The organism is Arthrobacter sp. 10N410, assembly GCF_056394945.1.
The window spans coordinates 548,248-562,545 of record NZ_JBFTIP010000003.1 but is presented as its reverse complement, the minus strand read 5'-3'; the positions used below and the strand labels follow the sequence as shown (position 1 = coordinate 562,545).

The following is a 14,298-nucleotide window of genomic DNA, read 5'->3' as shown; positions in this document are numbered from 1 at the left end:
CGAGGTCGGAACGGTGCCCTTAGGCGGCCAGATCCCGCCGTCGCCAGCCCAGGTAACCCAGCGCGGCGAGCCCGACGGCGACGGCGGTCAGGCCCAGCAGTGCCGGCACCGCGTCGGTGCCCACCGGCAGCAGTGGGGAGTGCCGGAACGGGGAGAGGTCCATCAGCCATCCCGGGGCGTTCCAGAGCACGCCGAACTCTCCGAGCGCCACGAAGGCAAGCAGCACGCCCCAAACCGCGCCGGCCAGCCGGGGCACCCAGCCAAACACTGCCAGCGCCACGCTGGTCAGCACCCACGCGGCGGGGATCTGCGCGAGCGAGGCGACCATGGCGCTGCCCACCAGCCCGCTGTCCTGGACGGCGGCTGCGGCGCCGACACCGATCGAGACCCCGGCCAGCACCATCAGCACCGCGACCCCGGCCAGCGCAAAGATATAGTGGCTGCTCGCCCAGCGGCTGCGCGTGGTGGCCGTCCCCAGCAGTGCTTCGGTGTGCCCGGCGGACTCCTCGCTGCGCAGATGGTTCACCGACGCCACCCCGTAGGCCGCGGCGAGCAGGCCCATGATGCTGATCTCGGCGGCCAGGAAGGCGTCCCGCAGCGCGGACGCGCCGCCGATCAGTTTGATCAGCTCCTGCGCGTTGGGGGAACTGAGCATCTCCGCCACGTTGCTGACCAGCGAGCCGATAACGACGCCGAAGACGACGAACGCCGCTGCCCAGGCCAGCCACACCCTGTGCTGCAGGCGCACGGCCAGAGCCCAGACCCCGGAGAGCGAGCCGACGGCGGGGCCGGGACGCTCGTCGCGGAGCCCCGCGCCCAGGTCCCGGCGTGCCCGGAGCACAAAGGCCGCCGGGATGAGGAGAAGGCAGAGTGCGACCGGCAGCGCCAGCACCCACCATCGGTCCCCGGCGAACGCACGGATCTGCTGGTTCCAGCCGATCGGCGAAAGCCAGGAGAGGAACGATGGGCCCGGTTCGGCAAGGTCTCCGACGGCGCGCAGGCCGTAGGTGACGGCGACGACGCCAACGCTCAAGCCGGTGGCAGCGCGGGCGCTCGCGGTCAGTTGCGCGGCTACGCCGGCCACGGCGCTGAAGGCCATCCCGGTGGCGGCCCAGCCGAGGCCGAAGGCCAGCGACCCGGCAGCTGGCAGGCCGCCGGCGGCGAGGGCGGCGGCGGACAGCAGTCCCACGCCCAGGCTGGCGCCCAGGCCGATCATGAGGGCGGCGGCCAGGGCGGCGTCGCGTCCCAGCCGGCCGCCGCCGAGCAGCTCCAGCCGTCCGCCCTCCTCGTCTGCCCGGGTATGTCGGATGATCAGGATGACCATGAGGACCGCGAGGATGGCGGTCATGAACGCGGTGTATTTGATCACCGAGAGCGCCCCAAGGGAGGCAGGATCGTAGATGCGACCGAACATCGCCACCATTGACGCGGTGGCGTTCACCGCATTGGCGGCTTCGATCCGGCTCCGGACGTCGGGGTAGAGGTCCGCGCCGGCCACCGCCGTCGAGTAGGCAACGACGGCGAATCCCAGCACCCACACCGGCAGCAGCCAGCGGTCCCGCCGCAGCCACAGCCGGACCAGCGTTCCGGTGCCGGCCAGCGTCTCAGGCATTGCCGGATCCCGGCGCGGCAGGCCCCGCAGCCGCGGATCCCACGGCTTCGGCCCCGGTGTCCCGCGGGGCCGCCCCGGTCCCGGCGTTAACTGAGCCGTTCCCGGGGCCATAGTGCCGCAGGAACAGGTCCTCCAAGGTCGGCGGCTGGCTGGTCAGCGCCCGCAGCCCGGCCGCGGTAAGGGCCTGCAGGAAAGGGCCCAGCCCGGCGGGATCCACCTGGGCGCTAACCCGGTGGTTGACCACCACCACATCGTGCACGCCGGGCAGCAGTTCCAGCCCCGGCGGCACGGCGGCGACGTCGGCGGTGACGGCGGTTCGGGTCAGGTGGCGCAACTGCTCGAGCGGGCCGGCCTCCACCACCCGACCGGCGCGGATGATGCTCACCCGGTCGGAGAGCGCCTCGGCTTCGCTGAGGATGTGGCTGCTCAGCAGCACGGTGCGCCCCTGTGCCCGGAGTTCGCGGACGCAGCCCCGGAAGGCGTCCTCCATCAGCGGGTCCAGTCCGCTCGTGGGTTCGTCCAGCAGGAACAATTCGGCGTCGGTGGCCAGCGCGGCGACAAGGGCCACCTTCTGCCGGTTGCCCTTGGAATAGGTGCGGGCCTTCTTGGTCGGATCCAGCTCGAAAAGCTCCAGCAGACGGTCCCGCCGTGCCCGGTCCTGGCCGCCCTGCAGCTTGCCCAGGAGACCGATCACCTCGCCGCCGGTCAGGTTGGGCCACAGGGCCACGTCGCCGGGAACGTACGCCAGCCTGCGGTGCAGCGTCGCGACGTCGCGCCAGGGATCCAGTCCCAGCACCCGGATGGATCCGGCGTTAGACCTCAGCATGCCCAGCAGCAGCCGCAACGTGGTGGACTTGCCGGAACCGTTGGGTCCCAGGAAGCCATGCACTTCGCCGGCGGCCACCTCGAAGTCCAGGCCGTCGAGGGCGGTCACGGCCCCGAAACGCTTTACGACGCCGGTCATCTGCACGACACTGCTCATAGTCAACAAGGTACTCCCGGGCACCGCTCCCGGACCCCTGCGGAAGGTCCTGCTTTCGCGGCCCACGCCCGGGTGGCGCAGCGCACCCGGCGCAGGTTAAGGCCCCGGTTACCGGGCGCCCCGCCGCTGTGGTTGCATGGTTGCATGCCTTTCCGCTGGTCCCCCCGGGCAACCCAGACACTTTCCGCGGCCGCCCTGAGCGGGCTGCTGCTGGCCAGCGCGGCCAAACACTTCCGCGATCCGGACTTCTTCACCCCGGTGGTCCCGGAGTTCCTCTGCCGCGACGACTCAGGCAGCCGGCGCAATGGACCCCTCGCCGTGCTGTCCCGGGAGGAATGGGTGGCGGCGAGCGGTCTGCTGGAGGTCGGCGCCGCCGTCGGACTCCTGATCCCGCCCACCCGCCGTGCGGCGGCCGGCTGCGTCACCGGAATGTTCACCGCCTTTCTTGCCGGACACCTGGACGCGCTTCGCAGGGCGTTCGGACCCGGGGGAACGCCCGCGCAGCGCCGCATCCACAGCCTGCGGCTGCCGCTGCAGGCACCGCTCATCGCCTGGGCCTGGAGCCTGACGAAGCCGGTCCCGAAGCGTCGGCGCCGGTGAAGCTCGCGCAATCCCCGGCCGTCCGGGTGGGACTCTCCATCAGCATCGCCACCGGGCTCTACGGGGTGTCCTTCGGGGCGCTGTCCGTCACCTCCGGCCTCGATTTCTGGCAGACCATGGCCCTGAGCCTGCTGCTCTTCAGCGGCGGCTCGCAGTTCGCGTTCATCGGCGTCGTGGCCGGGGGCGGCTCCGGCGTCGCGGCGATGAGCGCCGCCACCCTGTTGGGCATGCGCAACGGCATCTACGGGATGCAGCTCAACGCCTTGCTCCAGCCGCGGGGCTGGCGCCGGTTCGCCGCCGCCCACGTGACCATCGACGAATCGACGGCCACGAGCACCGGCCAGACCGACCCGGCGGAGCAGCGCCGGGGTTTCTGGACGGCGGGGCTGGGCATCTTCGTGCTGTGGAATCTGTTCACCGCCGTCGGCGCGCTGGCCGGCAGCGCCCTTGGCGACCCGAAGCAGTGGGGGCTCGACGGCGCCGCGGTGGCGGCGTTCCTCGGCCTGCTGTGGCCGCGGCTCAAGGGCCGCGAACCCGTCGCGATCGCCGTCGTCTGCGCCCTGGCAACCGTCCTGGCCGTCCCGCTCGTGCCAGCCGGGGTGCCCATCCTGGTCGCCGCGTTCGTGGCGGCGGTGGTCGGCTGGTTCAGTCACGGCCGCAGCGACGAGGGCCTCGAACCCGACGTCGACCCGTATGCCGAGGAGCATGAGGCTGTCCGTCGCTCCGGACACAGCCCGGGGGAGGCCTCATGACGCTCTGGCTCTGGCTCCTGCTGTCCTGCGTGCTGGCGTACGCCTGGAAACTGGTGGGATACCTTGTCCCCGCCAGCCTGCTGCGCAATCCGCGGATGTCCCGGATCGCCGGCACCATGACGATCGGGCTGCTGGCCTCCCTGACCGTCGTGAACACAGTGGCGTCCGGGCAGTCCCTGGCGCTGGACGCGCGGCTCGGTGCCCTGGCCGCGGCCGCCGTCGCCCTGTGGTTGCGGGCGCCGTTCCTGGTGGTGGTCCTGGCTGGCGCCGGCGCGGCGGCCGGGCTGCGGTTGCTCGGCTGGAACTGACGCTCCGCCGTCGGGCGCTCAACGGTCTTTAGCCCCTAGCCGGGCCGGGCGCCCAATGGGAGCATTCGATGATGACCGAAAAAGACGTTCCGAATGCCGCTGCGTCCGGGCCGGGCGATGCGGACGCGGTGACCCCGGAAGCCGCGGGAGCGGATGCCGCCGGGAAGGCGCACCATTCCAAGCCGCATGAGCACTTCGTTTCCCCGGGCGCGGAATCCACTCGGGAACTGCGCGAAATGGCCCGCCGCCGCCGTGAGGCCGAAGAGAAGCTGCAACAGCATTTGCAGGAGGCGCACCACCTGCACGAGGTCAAGGAAAAGCCCGCGGAGGATCAGGGCGGGCACTGACGGGTTCAGTTTCAGGGGTCGGCGGGACGGCGGCAGCCGGACTCCGGCTGCCGCCGCTCATCAGGCGTCGACGGTCACGACAATCTTGCCGCGGGTGTGTCCTTCCATGCTGAGGCGGAAGGCGTCTGCCGACTGCGCCAGCGGGAAGGTCTGCGCCACCTCGACCCGGAGCTTGCGCTTATCGACCAGCTCGGCGAGCTCCCGCAGATCGGCGCCCACGGGGTTCACCCACATCCAGGTGCCGCCGTGCTGCTCAACGTCGCTGTCAGCGATGGAGGCGTGCCGGCCGCCGTCGGCCAGCACCGCCAGGGTGGTGTCGAGGTTGCCGCCGACGAAGTCCGCCACGATTTCCACTCCTTCGGGGCGAAGTGCCCGCACCCGGTCCGCGAGCCCATCACCGTAGCTGACGGGTTCGGCGCCGAGGGAGCGCAGGAACTCGTGGTTCTTTTCTGATGCCGTCGCGATCACATGGGCACCCGTCGCCGCGGCGATCTGGATTCCGAGGGACCCGACGCCGCCGGCCCCGCCATGGATCAATACGGTCTCGCCGGCCTTGAGGCCCAGGCGCGTGAGGACCTGATAGGCCGTCAGTCCCGCCAGGGGAAGCCCGGCGGACTCGTTCCACCCCAGCGAGGCGGGCTTGCGGGCGAGGAGGCGTTCCGGGAGGGCGATGTATTCAGCGAAGCTCCCGCCGTGGACATAGTCTTTGCGGCCATAGGCGATGACTTCATCGCCGGGCTGGAAATGCGGCGCGTCGATGCCGACCGATTCCACGACGCCGGCCACATCCCAGCCGGGAATCGCCGGGAACTGCAGGTCCATGACGGCATCCAGGTAGCCGGCCATGATCTTCCAGTCGACCGGATTTACCGAGGCTGCCTTGACCTTGACCAGGACCATGCCCGGCCCGACCTTTGGCATCGGGCGGTCGGCCAACTCGAGGACGTCCGGATTTCCATATTCGCTGTACGTTATCGCCTTCATGCAGGCGTCAACGACTGCTTCCGGGACCCTATTCCGCGTCCGGCCAACGAGTGGGCCAGCTCACCGGGCGGTGCCGAGGCCGGCCAGTTTCAGGATCAGCTGCAGGCCCTCCGGCGTCCCGGGCCAGTGCCGTTCGACGGACTCCGCGCCGGCCCGGGCGACCACGGAGCGCAGCACCAGGGCGACGATCACGACGTCGTCCGCGTAGCCGATGACGGGCAGGAAGTCGGGCACCAGGTCGATCGGCGAGAGCAGGTAGGCCAGCAGCAGGGCGAGCCGGACGCGCACGCCCACCGCGACGGTGCGGTCGGCCACCAGCCGCCGGATCAGCCGGAGCAGGTCCGGCAGCAGCCGCAGGGCGTCCTTCATGGTGACAGTTTCGGGGTGCCGCCGCGCGTAGCCCCAGAGCAGCACCAGCAGCGCGGCATACACCAGCAAGAGGCCGCCGAGGACGCCGGCAGCGGTTTCCCATGTCATGGGCTCAACGGTACGTGTTTCAGTAGGTAGAGCCGAAGCCGACGCCGAATGCGGTGCCGTACGCGGTCCCTGGCACCAGCGACTGCGGTGGCAGCGGACGATCGGGCCGTTCTGCGCGGATGGCGTCCTCGACCAGGGCGACCGGACGGCGCCAGGCATCCGAACCTGCCTCCATCGTGTCCACCACGCCGATCAGCATGGCCAGCAGCCGGATCATGTCCGTCATCGAGATGTCGCTGCGCAGCGTGCCCTGGCCCTGGCCGCGGCCCAGCAGCACGGCCACCGATTCGATCAGGTCGCCGGTGATGCCGGTCAGCACGCCGCGGCGGCCGGCCACCGCGCCGAGGAGGTTGGCTTCGTCGCTGGCAACCCCCATCAGCGCGTCGACGACGCGGAACAGGCCCTCCGCCGCGTCCTTGCCGGCCAGGGCCTCTTCGATGACCGGGTTCACCCGCAGTTTCAGCTGCTGGTGCAGCGCGGCAAGCACGAGTTCTTCCTTGTCGGCGAAGTTCCGGAACAGCGTCGCGGGGCCCACCCCGGCCGTGACGGCGATGGTCTGGAGCGGGACTTCGGGGCCGTGCTCACGGAAGCACTGGCGGGCCGCGGCAATGATCTTGTTGACGTTGCGCGCTGCATCCGCACGGAGCGGCCTGCGGTCTACTGCCCGGTTCATTTGCTCAGGGTAGCAACGCGGAGGTGGAGGAAACCTGTTACCGGCGGGTACGCCCAATTGTGACGTGTCGGCCCGAGATTGCGGGCCCGGGCAGGCCGGATCCCGCGTGGCAGACTGGAGCCATGTTGCTTGCATTTTCTGTCGCACCCTCCGGCCGTCCCAGCGGCGCTCCCGCCGGCTCCGAAGCCGACGACGCCTCGGTCCACCATGCCGTCGCCGAGGCGGTGCGGATCGTCCGTGAGTCCGGGCTGCCGAACCACACGGACTCGATGTTCACCACCATCGAGGGCGAATGGGATGAGGTGTTCGACGTCGTGAAGCGCGCCACGCAAGCCGTGGGCCGCTATGGCAGCCGCGTCTCGCTCGTGATCAAGGCCGACATCCGCCCGGGCTACACGGGCGAACTGACCGGGAAACTGGACCGGCTGGAGAAGGCCCTGGGCGAGTAGCCGCTCCGGGCCTGGGCCGGGCGGCCGCCGGCCCTACCCACCGGCGGGGGTAGCTGAAAGACTGGGCCGCATGATCGAGCATCAGCCCACATCCCGCTGGATCGCCGTCGAGGAGTACCTCTCCGGCGTGGTGGTCCGGCCCGATACCTCGCTGCGGCGCGCCGTGGCCGCCGCCCTGGAAGCAGGGATGCCGCCCATCGAGGTCGCCCCGAACGCCGGCAAGCTCCTGAAGCTGCTGGTCCAGCTTTCCGGCGCCCGCCGGGTGCTGGAGATCGGCACGCTGGCCGGGTTCAGCACCATTTGGATGGCACAGGGCCTGCCCGACGGCGGCCGGCTTGTCACCTGCGAATACCTGCCCCGGCACGCCGAAGTGGCGCGCGCCAATCTCGACCAGGCCGGGCTGGGCCACCTCGTGGAAATCCGGCTGGGCGCGGCCCTGGACACGCTGCCCGCGCTGGAAAGCGAGGGCGCCGGGCCTTTCGACTTTGTGTTCATCGACGCGGACAAGGAACACAACCTGCAATACCTGGACTGGGCCATCAGGCTGGGCCGGCCCGGCACCACGGTGGTGATGGACAACGTGGTGTGGGAGGGCGCGGTGCTGGACCCGGCCCTGGATCCTGTCAACGCCCCGGGGATCATCGCGGCGCTGGAGATGATGGGCGAGGACCCGCGGCTGGACGCCACCGTGATCCAGACTGTCGGCTCCAAGGGCTGGGACGGCTTCGCGCTCGCCCGCGTGCGGTAGTGCGGGGTGGTGTGCGGTACGGCGGCCCGGTCCGGCGGGCGAGAACCGGGCGAAGTGCTAAGTATGCTTAGATTTACCCAGCGGCGGCTTCGACCGGCCGCTACAGGCACGGACAACACCAGGCGCACATCGCAAAGGACACGGACGAGGCAATGAACGCGACCCAGGAAGCCCGCCCTCCCAAGGCCGTGCGGATCAGCTCCACGCCGGGCGAGCTGGCCGGGATCTCACCGCTGCTGGACGCCGCCGAGGCGGGCGTCGGGGACGTCCCGGCCCTGCTGGCACTCGCCAAGGACGCGGGGGAGTGCGCCCCGAAGCCCGGGGCGGGCAACACCGCGTTGCTGTGGGAGATCCTCGCGTCGGTCACCGCCGTCGACGTCGCCGCCGGACGGATCCTGGAACCCCACCTCGACGCCGCCGCGATCCTCGCCCAGGCCGCTGCGGCGGATTTCGATGATGCCCCCGCCGATCTCCCCTTCGACGGCACCTGGGGCGTTTTCGCCGCCGAGGCCCCCGGGCTGAGGCTGGAAGCCAAGGACGCCGGCGGCGCCGTCGTGCTGACCGGCTCCAAACCGTGGTGCTCCATCGCCGCGCAGCTCGACCACGCGGTGCTGACCGCGCATCTCGACGGCGGCGGCCGCGCCGCCTTCGCCGTCGACCTGCACGCCGCCGGGGTCGGCTTCGCGGACCCGGAATGGACCAGCCTGGGCCTGCGCGAGGTCCCCAGCGGCACCGTGCACTTCGACGCCGTGCCGGCCATACCGCTCGGCCCGGCCGGCTGGTACTACCAGCGTCCCGGGTTCGCCTGGGGCGGCATGGGGGTCGCCGCCTGCTGGTTCGGCGGCGCCGTCGCCGTGGCCCGCAACTATGTTGAGTCCCTGAAACAAGCGGCCGACGGCGGCCGCGAACCGGACCAGCTCGCCCTCGCCCACCTCGGCGAAATCGACCGCACGCTGACCGGGCTCACCCAGTACCTCGCCCGGACCGCGGCCCGGATCGACGCCGGGGAGCTCTCCGGCGCCGGCGCGTGGAGCGAGGCGCTGCGCGTCCGCGGCAGCGTGGCCGCCGCCGTCGCACGCATCCAGTCGCTGGTCAGCCAAAACCTAGGGCCCGCCCCGCTGGCCTTCGACGCACGCTACGGCAAACGCATGGCCGACCTCTCCCTCTACGTCCGGCAGCACCACGCCATGCGCGACGACGCCCAACTCGGCGCCCTGACGTTCAAAGGGGACCACCCATGGTGAGCTTCACGCACAACGACGCCGGGACGCCCGAAGAGGACTGGGCCCGCAGCGGCGCCGCCGCCCTGCCGGAACTCCCGCTCGACGCCGGGGAGCTGACCGGCACGGCGTTCATCGTCCTGGCCGCCCACCCCGACGACGAATCCCTCGGTGCCGGCGGCCTGATGGCCCGGCTGCACGGGCTCGGCGCGGAGGTGCGGGTGCTGCTGTGCACGGCAGGGGAGGCCTCCCACCCCGATTCGCCCAGCACCACACCGAAACAGCTTGCCGACCTGCGGCTGCGCGAATTCGCCGGCGCCCTCGGGCGGCTCGTCCCGGACGCCGGCTGGCAGTACCTCGGGCTGCCGGACGGGAAGCTCGCGGGCCACCGGGACCAGGTCCTCGCCGCGATCCGCGAGGCCGCGGCTGCCACCGGCCGGCCCGCGGACCGCGTCGTCCTGGTGGCGCCCTACCGGAACGACGGCCATACCGACCACGACGCCCTGGGCTCCGCCGCCGCGGAAGCGGCAGCCGCCTCCGGCTACGGGCTGCTGGAGTACCCGGTCTGGTACTGGCTCTGGGCCGGCCCCGAGGACCCGGCCTGGCAGTCCTGGCTGCGGCTCCCGCTGACCCCGGCCGAGGCGCAGGCCAAGGCGCAGGCCATGGCGGCGCACACCTCGCAGGTCCGGGCGCTCTCGGACCAGCCGGGGGACGAAGTGCTGCTCCCGCCGGCCTTCCTGCAGCACTTTTCCCGGCATTGGGAGACCTTCGCCTGGCAGCGGCCCGGCACTCCGGCTGTCCCACCGGCCGGTGCGGCGGCACACGCCGCAGTCGCGCCCTCCGCCTACGCCGCGGCGGACGCGGAGGGCCTCTTTGACACCGTCCACGCCCGGAGCGAGGATCCCTGGGAGTACGCCACCAGCTGGTACGAACACCGCAAGCGCGCGCTGACGCTCGCGGCGCTCCCCGGCCGGAGCTACTCCGCCGGCCTGGAAATCGGCTGCTCGATCGGCACCCTCAGCGTGGAACTCGCCGAACGCTGCGGCAGCTTCCTGGCCGTCGACGCGAGCAGCGCGGCACTGGCCCACGCCGCCCGGCGGCTCGCGCACCTGCCGGCCGCGCGGACCCGCCACCTGACGGTGCCGCAGGACTGGCCGGAGGGCGCATTTGACCTGATCGTGGTGTCGGAAGTGGGCTACTACCTCTCGCCGGAGGAGCTGGCGGCCCTGTTCGACCGGGTCGAGGCCACGCTGCTGCCCGGCGGCACCCTGGCGCTCTGCCACTGGCGGCACCCGATCGAGGGCTGGGAGCTCGACGGCGACACCGTCCACGCAGCAGCCCGCAGGCAACTTCGCTGGGCCGACGCCGGCCTCTACCGGGAGCGCGACTTCGTGCTGGAAGTCTTCCGCGCCCCGGAGCCGCTCGCGTGAGCAACGTGGCGGCCCCGGCCGGGCCCCCGCAACGACGCCCCGGCATCGACGCCGTCGCCGTCGTGATGCCGGCCCACAACGAGGACCAGCACCTGGACCGGGCGCTGCGGGCAGTGCAGCGCGCCGCCGACGAGCTGCAGCGGCAGCGGCCCGGCGTCGCCGTCCGGGTGACAGTGGTCCTGGACAGCTGCACCGACCGCTCCGCCGAGATCACCGCAGGTTACGTCGACGCCGACCCGCGCTTCGGCGCGCTCGACGTCCGGCTGCGCAGCGCCGGCGCGAGCCGGGCGGCAGGCGTCCGCGCCGCCGTGCTCGGCCCGCAACGGCGCGCCCCCGGCCAGCGTTCCGAACCGCGGCCCTGGCCGGGACGGACCTGGCTGGCCAACACCGACGCCGATTCGCAGGTCCCGGTGAACTGGCTGGTGCGGCAGCTCGAATTCGCCGAAGCCGGTGCCGACGCGGTGCTCGGCTCGGTGGAACCGGACCCGGTCGGGATGGACCCGGAACTGCTGCGCCGCTGGCTGGACCGCCACCCCTTCGAGGAAAACCACCCGCACATCTACGGCGCCAACTTCGGCGTCCGGGCCTCGGCCTATCTGGCCGCGGGCGGGTTCTCGCACCTGGAAACGCACGAGGACCGCACCCTGGTCCAGAGCCTGCGCAGCCTCGCCTTCACCGTCCTCGCAACGGACAGCATGCGGGTGCTGACCTCAGGCCGGACCCACGCACGGGCGCCCCACGGCTTCGGGACGTACCTGCGTTCGCTGGGACGGCAGCGGCCGCCTGCCGCCACTGGCAGCTGAGGGCGGGCCCGGCAACCGAAGCCGTTCCGGGGCAGCGTAGCCGCGCGCCGGCGCCCGGTGACCTTTGGCCCTAACCAGGGGTGCCGCGCCGGAGCATCCTCGGAGGCATGATGCACCTGGGCAGTGCCGGCGTTAGGTGCTGCGCATGACGGGCGGCGGACGGTGAACCCTGCCGCGGCCGGGCCGCTGCCCGGGATCTCCGGACTGAGCTCGGCGGAGGCTGCCCTGCGGCTGGAGCGTGCCGGGGCAAACCGGCTGCCCGAGGTCCGTGCCGTGCCGGGCTGGCGGCGGCTGCTGGCAGAACTGACCCACTTTTTTGCCGTCATGCTCTGGGTGGCGGCCGCCCTCGCCTTTGTCGCCGGCATGCCGCAACTGGGCATCGCCATCATCGTGGTGATCGTGGTGAACGGGGTATTCGCCTACATCCAGCAGGAGCGCGCCCAGCACGCGGCCGCCAAGCTGCGCGAATTGTTGCCCGCCATGGTCTCGGTGCGCCGGGACAATCGCATCGTCAAAGTGCACACCACCGAGCTGGTGCCCGGAGACGCCGTCGTGCTGGTTGCCGGCGATCGGGTGCCGGCGGATCTCCGCCTGGCCCTGGCTGCGGGCTGCACGGTGGACGAATCGATGCTCACCGGCGAAAGCGAAGCGGTCAGCAAGGCTGCGGGGGACACCGTGTTCGGTGGAACCTTCCTGGTCATCGGCACGGCCGAAGGGGTGGTGGCCAGCACCGGGGGACAGACACGGCTCGCCGAGATCGCGTCACTGACCGGCAAGGTCGAGGCGCCGCCGAGCCCGCTGGCCCTGGAACTGCAGCGGATTGTCAGGATTGTCGCCGGCGTGGCCCTGGGCATCGGCGCCTTGTTCTTCATCCTCTCGCTGCTGGTGGGCATCTCCTGGCGCGATGCGTTCCTCTTCGCAATCGGCGTGGCGGTGGCGCTGGTGCCCGAGGGCCTGCTCCCCACCGTCACCCTCTCGCTCGCCATCGGAGCCCAGCGGATGGCCGCGCGCAAGGCCCTGGTGCGGAACCTGCAGGCGGTCGAGACGCTTGGCTCCACCACGTTCATCTGCACGGACAAGACCGGAACCCTCACCCAGAACCGGATGAACGCCGTCGAGGTCTGGACACCCTCCGGGCTGCTCGGCGTCACCGGGAACGGCTACGCGCCGGAAGCCGAGGTCACGGGGGAGGGTGGCGCGGACGCCGGAGCGGCGGCGTTCCAGGCGGGGCAGCGGCTCAGCGCCGCCGCCCGTGCCGCCTCGGTGGGCCGGGCGGTCCCGCACGACGGGCAGTGGATCGCCGAGGGAGATCCGATGGAGGCCGCCATCGACGCGCTGGCCACGCGGCTGGCCGGCCCCGGCGGCGGGCCGGCGGAGCCAACGCCGTCGCACCGCTTCGCCTTCGATCCGCGACGGCTGCGCGAGTCCGCCATCGTCGGTACGACGCTGTTCGTCAAGGGGGCCCCGGAGTCCGTGATCCCCTTGTGCCGGGGCGACGGCGACAGTGAGGGCGACGGCGACGTGGACGGCGCCGGCGGCGCCGACCGTGCCCTGCAGATGGTGGACCAGATGGCCTCGCACGGGCTCAGGGTCCTCGCGGTCGCGCAGCGGAGCCTGCCCGGACCGGTGCGGGACGGCACGACGGCGGACGAAGTGGAGAGCGGGCTGACGCTGCTGGGCCTGATCGGCCTGCACGATCCGCCCCGCGCCGAGGTCCGGCTCTCGCTGCAGGCGGCCCGCGACGCTGGCATCAAGGTGGGTATGGTCACCGGCGACCACGCCTTCACGGCCGCCGCCATTGCCCGGGAAACCGGCCTGATCGGCTCCCCGGAGCTGGTGCTGGAGGGCCACAACCTGCCGGAGGATGACGAGGTCCTGGCCGCGTTGCTGGACCGCGACGGCGTCGTGGTCAGCCGGGTAACGCCGGAACAAAAGCTCCGGGTGGCCCGGCTGCTGCAGCACCGCGGCCACGTGCTGGCCATGACCGGTGACGGCGTCAACGACGGGCCTGCGCTGCAGCAGGCGGACATCGGCGTCGCGATGGGCCTCAGCGGCACGGATGTGGCCCGCGAGGCGGCGGACCTGGTGCTGCTCGACGACGACTTTGCGACGATTATCGCGGCCGTGGAGCAGGGCCGCGCCACCTACGCGAATATCCGCCGTTTCCTGACGTACCACCTCACGGACAACGTCGCCGAGCTGACGCCGTTCGTGTTCTGGGCCCTGTCCGGTGGCCGGTTCCCGCTGGCCCTGAGCGTGCTTCAGATCCTCGCCCTGGACATCGGCACCGACCTGCTGCCGGCCCTGGCCCTCGGCAGCGAAGCGCCCAGCAAAGGGGCCCTGAAACGTCCGCCGGAGCGCCGGCACCTGATGGACCGGGCCCTGATGTTTCGGGTCTTCGGCCTGCTGGGCCCGGTAGAGGCGCTGATGGAGATGACCGCTTACACCGCCGTTCTCTTCGGAGCCGGCTGGAGCCCCGGAGCCGCACTGCCGCCGTCGGACGCGCTGATGGCGGCCTCCGGCGCCGCGTTCACCACCGTGGTCCTGGCCCAGCTCGCCAACGCCTTCGCCTGCCGCAGCGCCACCTCCCCGCCCTGGCAGCTGGGCTGGTTCACCAACCGGCTGCTGCTCTGGGCCGTGCTGGCGGAGCTGGGGCTGCTCTCCGTCTTCCTGTTCCTTGGCCCTGTCGCCGGCCTGCTGGGGCATGCCCCGCCGACACCCGGCGGGCTGGCCGTGGCCCTCGCCGCCATTCCGGCGGTCTTGGTCGCGGACTGGCTCTACAAGCTGGCCCGGCACGGCACGTCCGGGCGGCCCGCCCAACGCGCCGGCTAAGAGGTCCAAAGCCTCTGACCCCACACCGCCCCGGGCCGCAGGATCGGACCATGGATGGACAAACGCCCAAAGGAGCGCCGG

At 71.8% G+C, this 14,298-nt stretch carries 15 protein-coding genes; 10 read left to right on the top strand and 5 right to left on the bottom strand.

Going from position 1 to position 14,298, the window contains the following annotated elements:
• Positions 1-19: 19 nt before the first annotated feature.
• Positions 20-1,612 carry an ABC transporter permease gene (locus AC1DB8_RS10330; RefSeq protein ID WP_476892952.1) on the bottom strand — a complete coding sequence of 531 codons (1,593 nt, stop codon included), beginning with the start codon at positions 1,610-1,612 and terminating at the stop codon, positions 20-22.
• Positions 1,605-2,594 (bottom strand): ABC transporter ATP-binding protein, encoded by a 990-nt coding sequence (locus AC1DB8_RS10325; protein WP_476892951.1) that lies wholly within the window; start codon positions 2,592-2,594, stop codon positions 1,605-1,607. The genes AC1DB8_RS10330 and AC1DB8_RS10325 overlap by 8 nt, the downstream gene beginning before the upstream one ends.
• Positions 2,595-2,738: 144 nt before the next feature.
• Between AC1DB8_RS10325 and AC1DB8_RS10320 the strand changes: the two genes are divergently transcribed.
• From AC1DB8_RS10320 to AC1DB8_RS10305, 4 genes are all read left to right on the top strand, one after another.
• Positions 2,739-3,194 carry a DoxX family protein gene (locus AC1DB8_RS10320; protein ID WP_476892950.1) on the top strand — a complete coding sequence of 152 codons (456 nt, stop codon included), beginning with the start codon at positions 2,739-2,741 and terminating at the stop codon, positions 3,192-3,194.
• Positions 3,191-3,946: an AzlC family ABC transporter permease gene (locus tag AC1DB8_RS10315; RefSeq protein ID WP_476892949.1), complete on the top strand. Its 756-nt coding sequence runs from the start codon at positions 3,191-3,193 to the stop codon at positions 3,944-3,946. The genes AC1DB8_RS10320 and AC1DB8_RS10315 overlap by 4 nt, the downstream gene beginning before the upstream one ends.
• Entirely contained in the window at positions 3,943-4,254 is a 312-nt protein-coding gene (locus AC1DB8_RS10310) for an AzlD domain-containing protein (protein WP_441418032.1), read from the top strand. Before AC1DB8_RS10315 ends, AC1DB8_RS10310 begins: the two co-directional genes overlap by 4 nt.
• Before the next feature lie 68 nt (positions 4,255-4,322).
• Positions 4,323-4,601, top strand: coding sequence for a hypothetical protein (locus tag AC1DB8_RS10305; RefSeq protein ID WP_476892948.1), 279 nt, complete (start codon positions 4,323-4,325; stop codon positions 4,599-4,601).
• Between the two features lie 60 nt (positions 4,602-4,661).
• Here the strand turns inward: AC1DB8_RS10305 and AC1DB8_RS10300 are convergent, their stop codons facing one another.
• Genes AC1DB8_RS10300 through AC1DB8_RS10290 form a run of 3 tightly spaced genes read right to left on the bottom strand, consistent with a single transcriptional unit; the run spans position 4,662 to position 6,735 of the window.
• Entirely contained in the window at positions 4,662-5,585 is a 924-nt protein-coding gene (locus AC1DB8_RS10300; protein ID WP_476892947.1) for an NADP-dependent oxidoreductase, read from the bottom strand.
• A 60-nt stretch (positions 5,586-5,645) separates the two neighbouring features.
• Positions 5,646-6,062: a YkvA family protein gene (locus AC1DB8_RS10295; protein ID WP_441418029.1), complete on the bottom strand. Its 417-nt coding sequence runs from the start codon at positions 6,060-6,062 to the stop codon at positions 5,646-5,648.
• A 19-nt stretch (positions 6,063-6,081) separates the two neighbouring features.
• Positions 6,082-6,735: a TetR/AcrR family transcriptional regulator gene (locus AC1DB8_RS10290; protein WP_476892946.1), complete on the bottom strand. Its 654-nt coding sequence runs from the start codon at positions 6,733-6,735 to the stop codon at positions 6,082-6,084.
• Positions 6,736-6,857: 122 nt separating this feature from the next.
• Between AC1DB8_RS10290 and AC1DB8_RS10285 the strand changes: the two genes are divergently transcribed.
• The 6 genes from AC1DB8_RS10285 to AC1DB8_RS10260 all read left to right on the top strand — a co-directional run bounded on the left by AC1DB8_RS10285 (position 6,858) and on the right by AC1DB8_RS10260 (position 14,217).
• Positions 6,858-7,184, top strand: a complete 327-nt coding sequence (locus tag AC1DB8_RS10285; RefSeq protein WP_476892945.1) for a thiamine-binding protein — start codon at positions 6,858-6,860, stop codon at positions 7,182-7,184.
• A gap of 70 nt (positions 7,185-7,254) precedes the next feature.
• Positions 7,255-7,932 (top strand): O-methyltransferase, encoded by a 678-nt coding sequence (locus tag AC1DB8_RS10280; RefSeq protein WP_476892944.1) that lies wholly within the window; start codon positions 7,255-7,257, stop codon positions 7,930-7,932.
• 152 nt (positions 7,933-8,084) lie between these two features.
• A complete protein-coding gene (locus AC1DB8_RS10275; RefSeq protein ID WP_476892943.1) occupies positions 8,085-9,176 on the top strand; it encodes a hypothetical protein in 1,092 nt (363 codons plus the stop codon).
• Positions 9,170-10,582, top strand: a complete 1,413-nt coding sequence (locus tag AC1DB8_RS10270) for a PIG-L family deacetylase (protein WP_476892942.1) — start codon at positions 9,170-9,172, stop codon at positions 10,580-10,582. The genes AC1DB8_RS10275 and AC1DB8_RS10270 overlap by 7 nt, the downstream gene beginning before the upstream one ends.
• Before the next feature lie 65 nt (positions 10,583-10,647).
• Entirely contained in the window at positions 10,648-11,385 is a 738-nt protein-coding gene (locus tag AC1DB8_RS10265; protein WP_441418177.1) for a glycosyltransferase family 2 protein, read from the top strand.
• Positions 11,386-11,547: 162 nt separating this feature from the next.
• Entirely contained in the window at positions 11,548-14,217 is a 2,670-nt protein-coding gene (locus AC1DB8_RS10260) for a cation-translocating P-type ATPase (RefSeq protein ID WP_441418023.1), read from the top strand.
• Positions 14,218-14,298 lie beyond the last annotated feature (81 nt).

What these genes read in the sequence shown, in the direction of transcription:
- AC1DB8_RS10305 (WP_476892948.1), top strand. Translation starts at nt 4,323, where the DNA reads ATGATGACCGAAAAAGACGTTCCGAATGCCGCTGCGTCCGGGCCGGGC.
- AC1DB8_RS10285 (WP_476892945.1), top strand. Translation starts at nt 6,858, where the DNA reads ATGTTGCTTGCATTTTCTGTCGCACCCTCCGGCCGTCCCAGCGGCGCT.
- AC1DB8_RS10330 (WP_476892952.1), bottom strand. Translation starts at nt 1,612, where the DNA reads ATGCCTGAGACGCTGGCCGGCACCGGAACGCTGGTCCGGCTGTGGCTG.
- AC1DB8_RS10265 (WP_441418177.1), top strand. Translation starts at nt 10,648, where the DNA reads ATGCCGGCCCACAACGAGGACCAGCACCTGGACCGGGCGCTGCGGGCA.
- AC1DB8_RS10300 (WP_476892947.1), bottom strand. Translation starts at nt 5,585, where the DNA reads ATGAAGGCGATAACGTACAGCGAATATGGAAATCCGGACGTCCTCGAG.
- AC1DB8_RS10275 (WP_476892943.1), top strand. Translation starts at nt 8,085, where the DNA reads ATGAACGCGACCCAGGAAGCCCGCCCTCCCAAGGCCGTGCGGATCAGC.
- AC1DB8_RS10290 (WP_476892946.1), bottom strand. Translation starts at nt 6,735, where the DNA reads ATGAACCGGGCAGTAGACCGCAGGCCGCTCCGTGCGGATGCAGCGCGC.
- AC1DB8_RS10270 (WP_476892942.1), top strand. Translation starts at nt 9,170, where the DNA reads ATGGTGAGCTTCACGCACAACGACGCCGGGACGCCCGAAGAGGACTGG.
- AC1DB8_RS10325 (WP_476892951.1), bottom strand. Translation starts at nt 2,594, where the DNA reads ATGAGCAGTGTCGTGCAGATGACCGGCGTCGTAAAGCGTTTCGGGGCC.
- AC1DB8_RS10310 (WP_441418032.1), top strand. Translation starts at nt 3,943, where the DNA reads ATGACGCTCTGGCTCTGGCTCCTGCTGTCCTGCGTGCTGGCGTACGCC.
- AC1DB8_RS10280 (WP_476892944.1), top strand. Translation starts at nt 7,255, where the DNA reads ATGATCGAGCATCAGCCCACATCCCGCTGGATCGCCGTCGAGGAGTAC.
- AC1DB8_RS10320 (WP_476892950.1), top strand. Translation starts at nt 2,739, where the DNA reads ATGCCTTTCCGCTGGTCCCCCCGGGCAACCCAGACACTTTCCGCGGCC.
- AC1DB8_RS10295 (WP_441418029.1), bottom strand. Translation starts at nt 6,062, where the DNA reads ATGACATGGGAAACCGCTGCCGGCGTCCTCGGCGGCCTCTTGCTGGTG.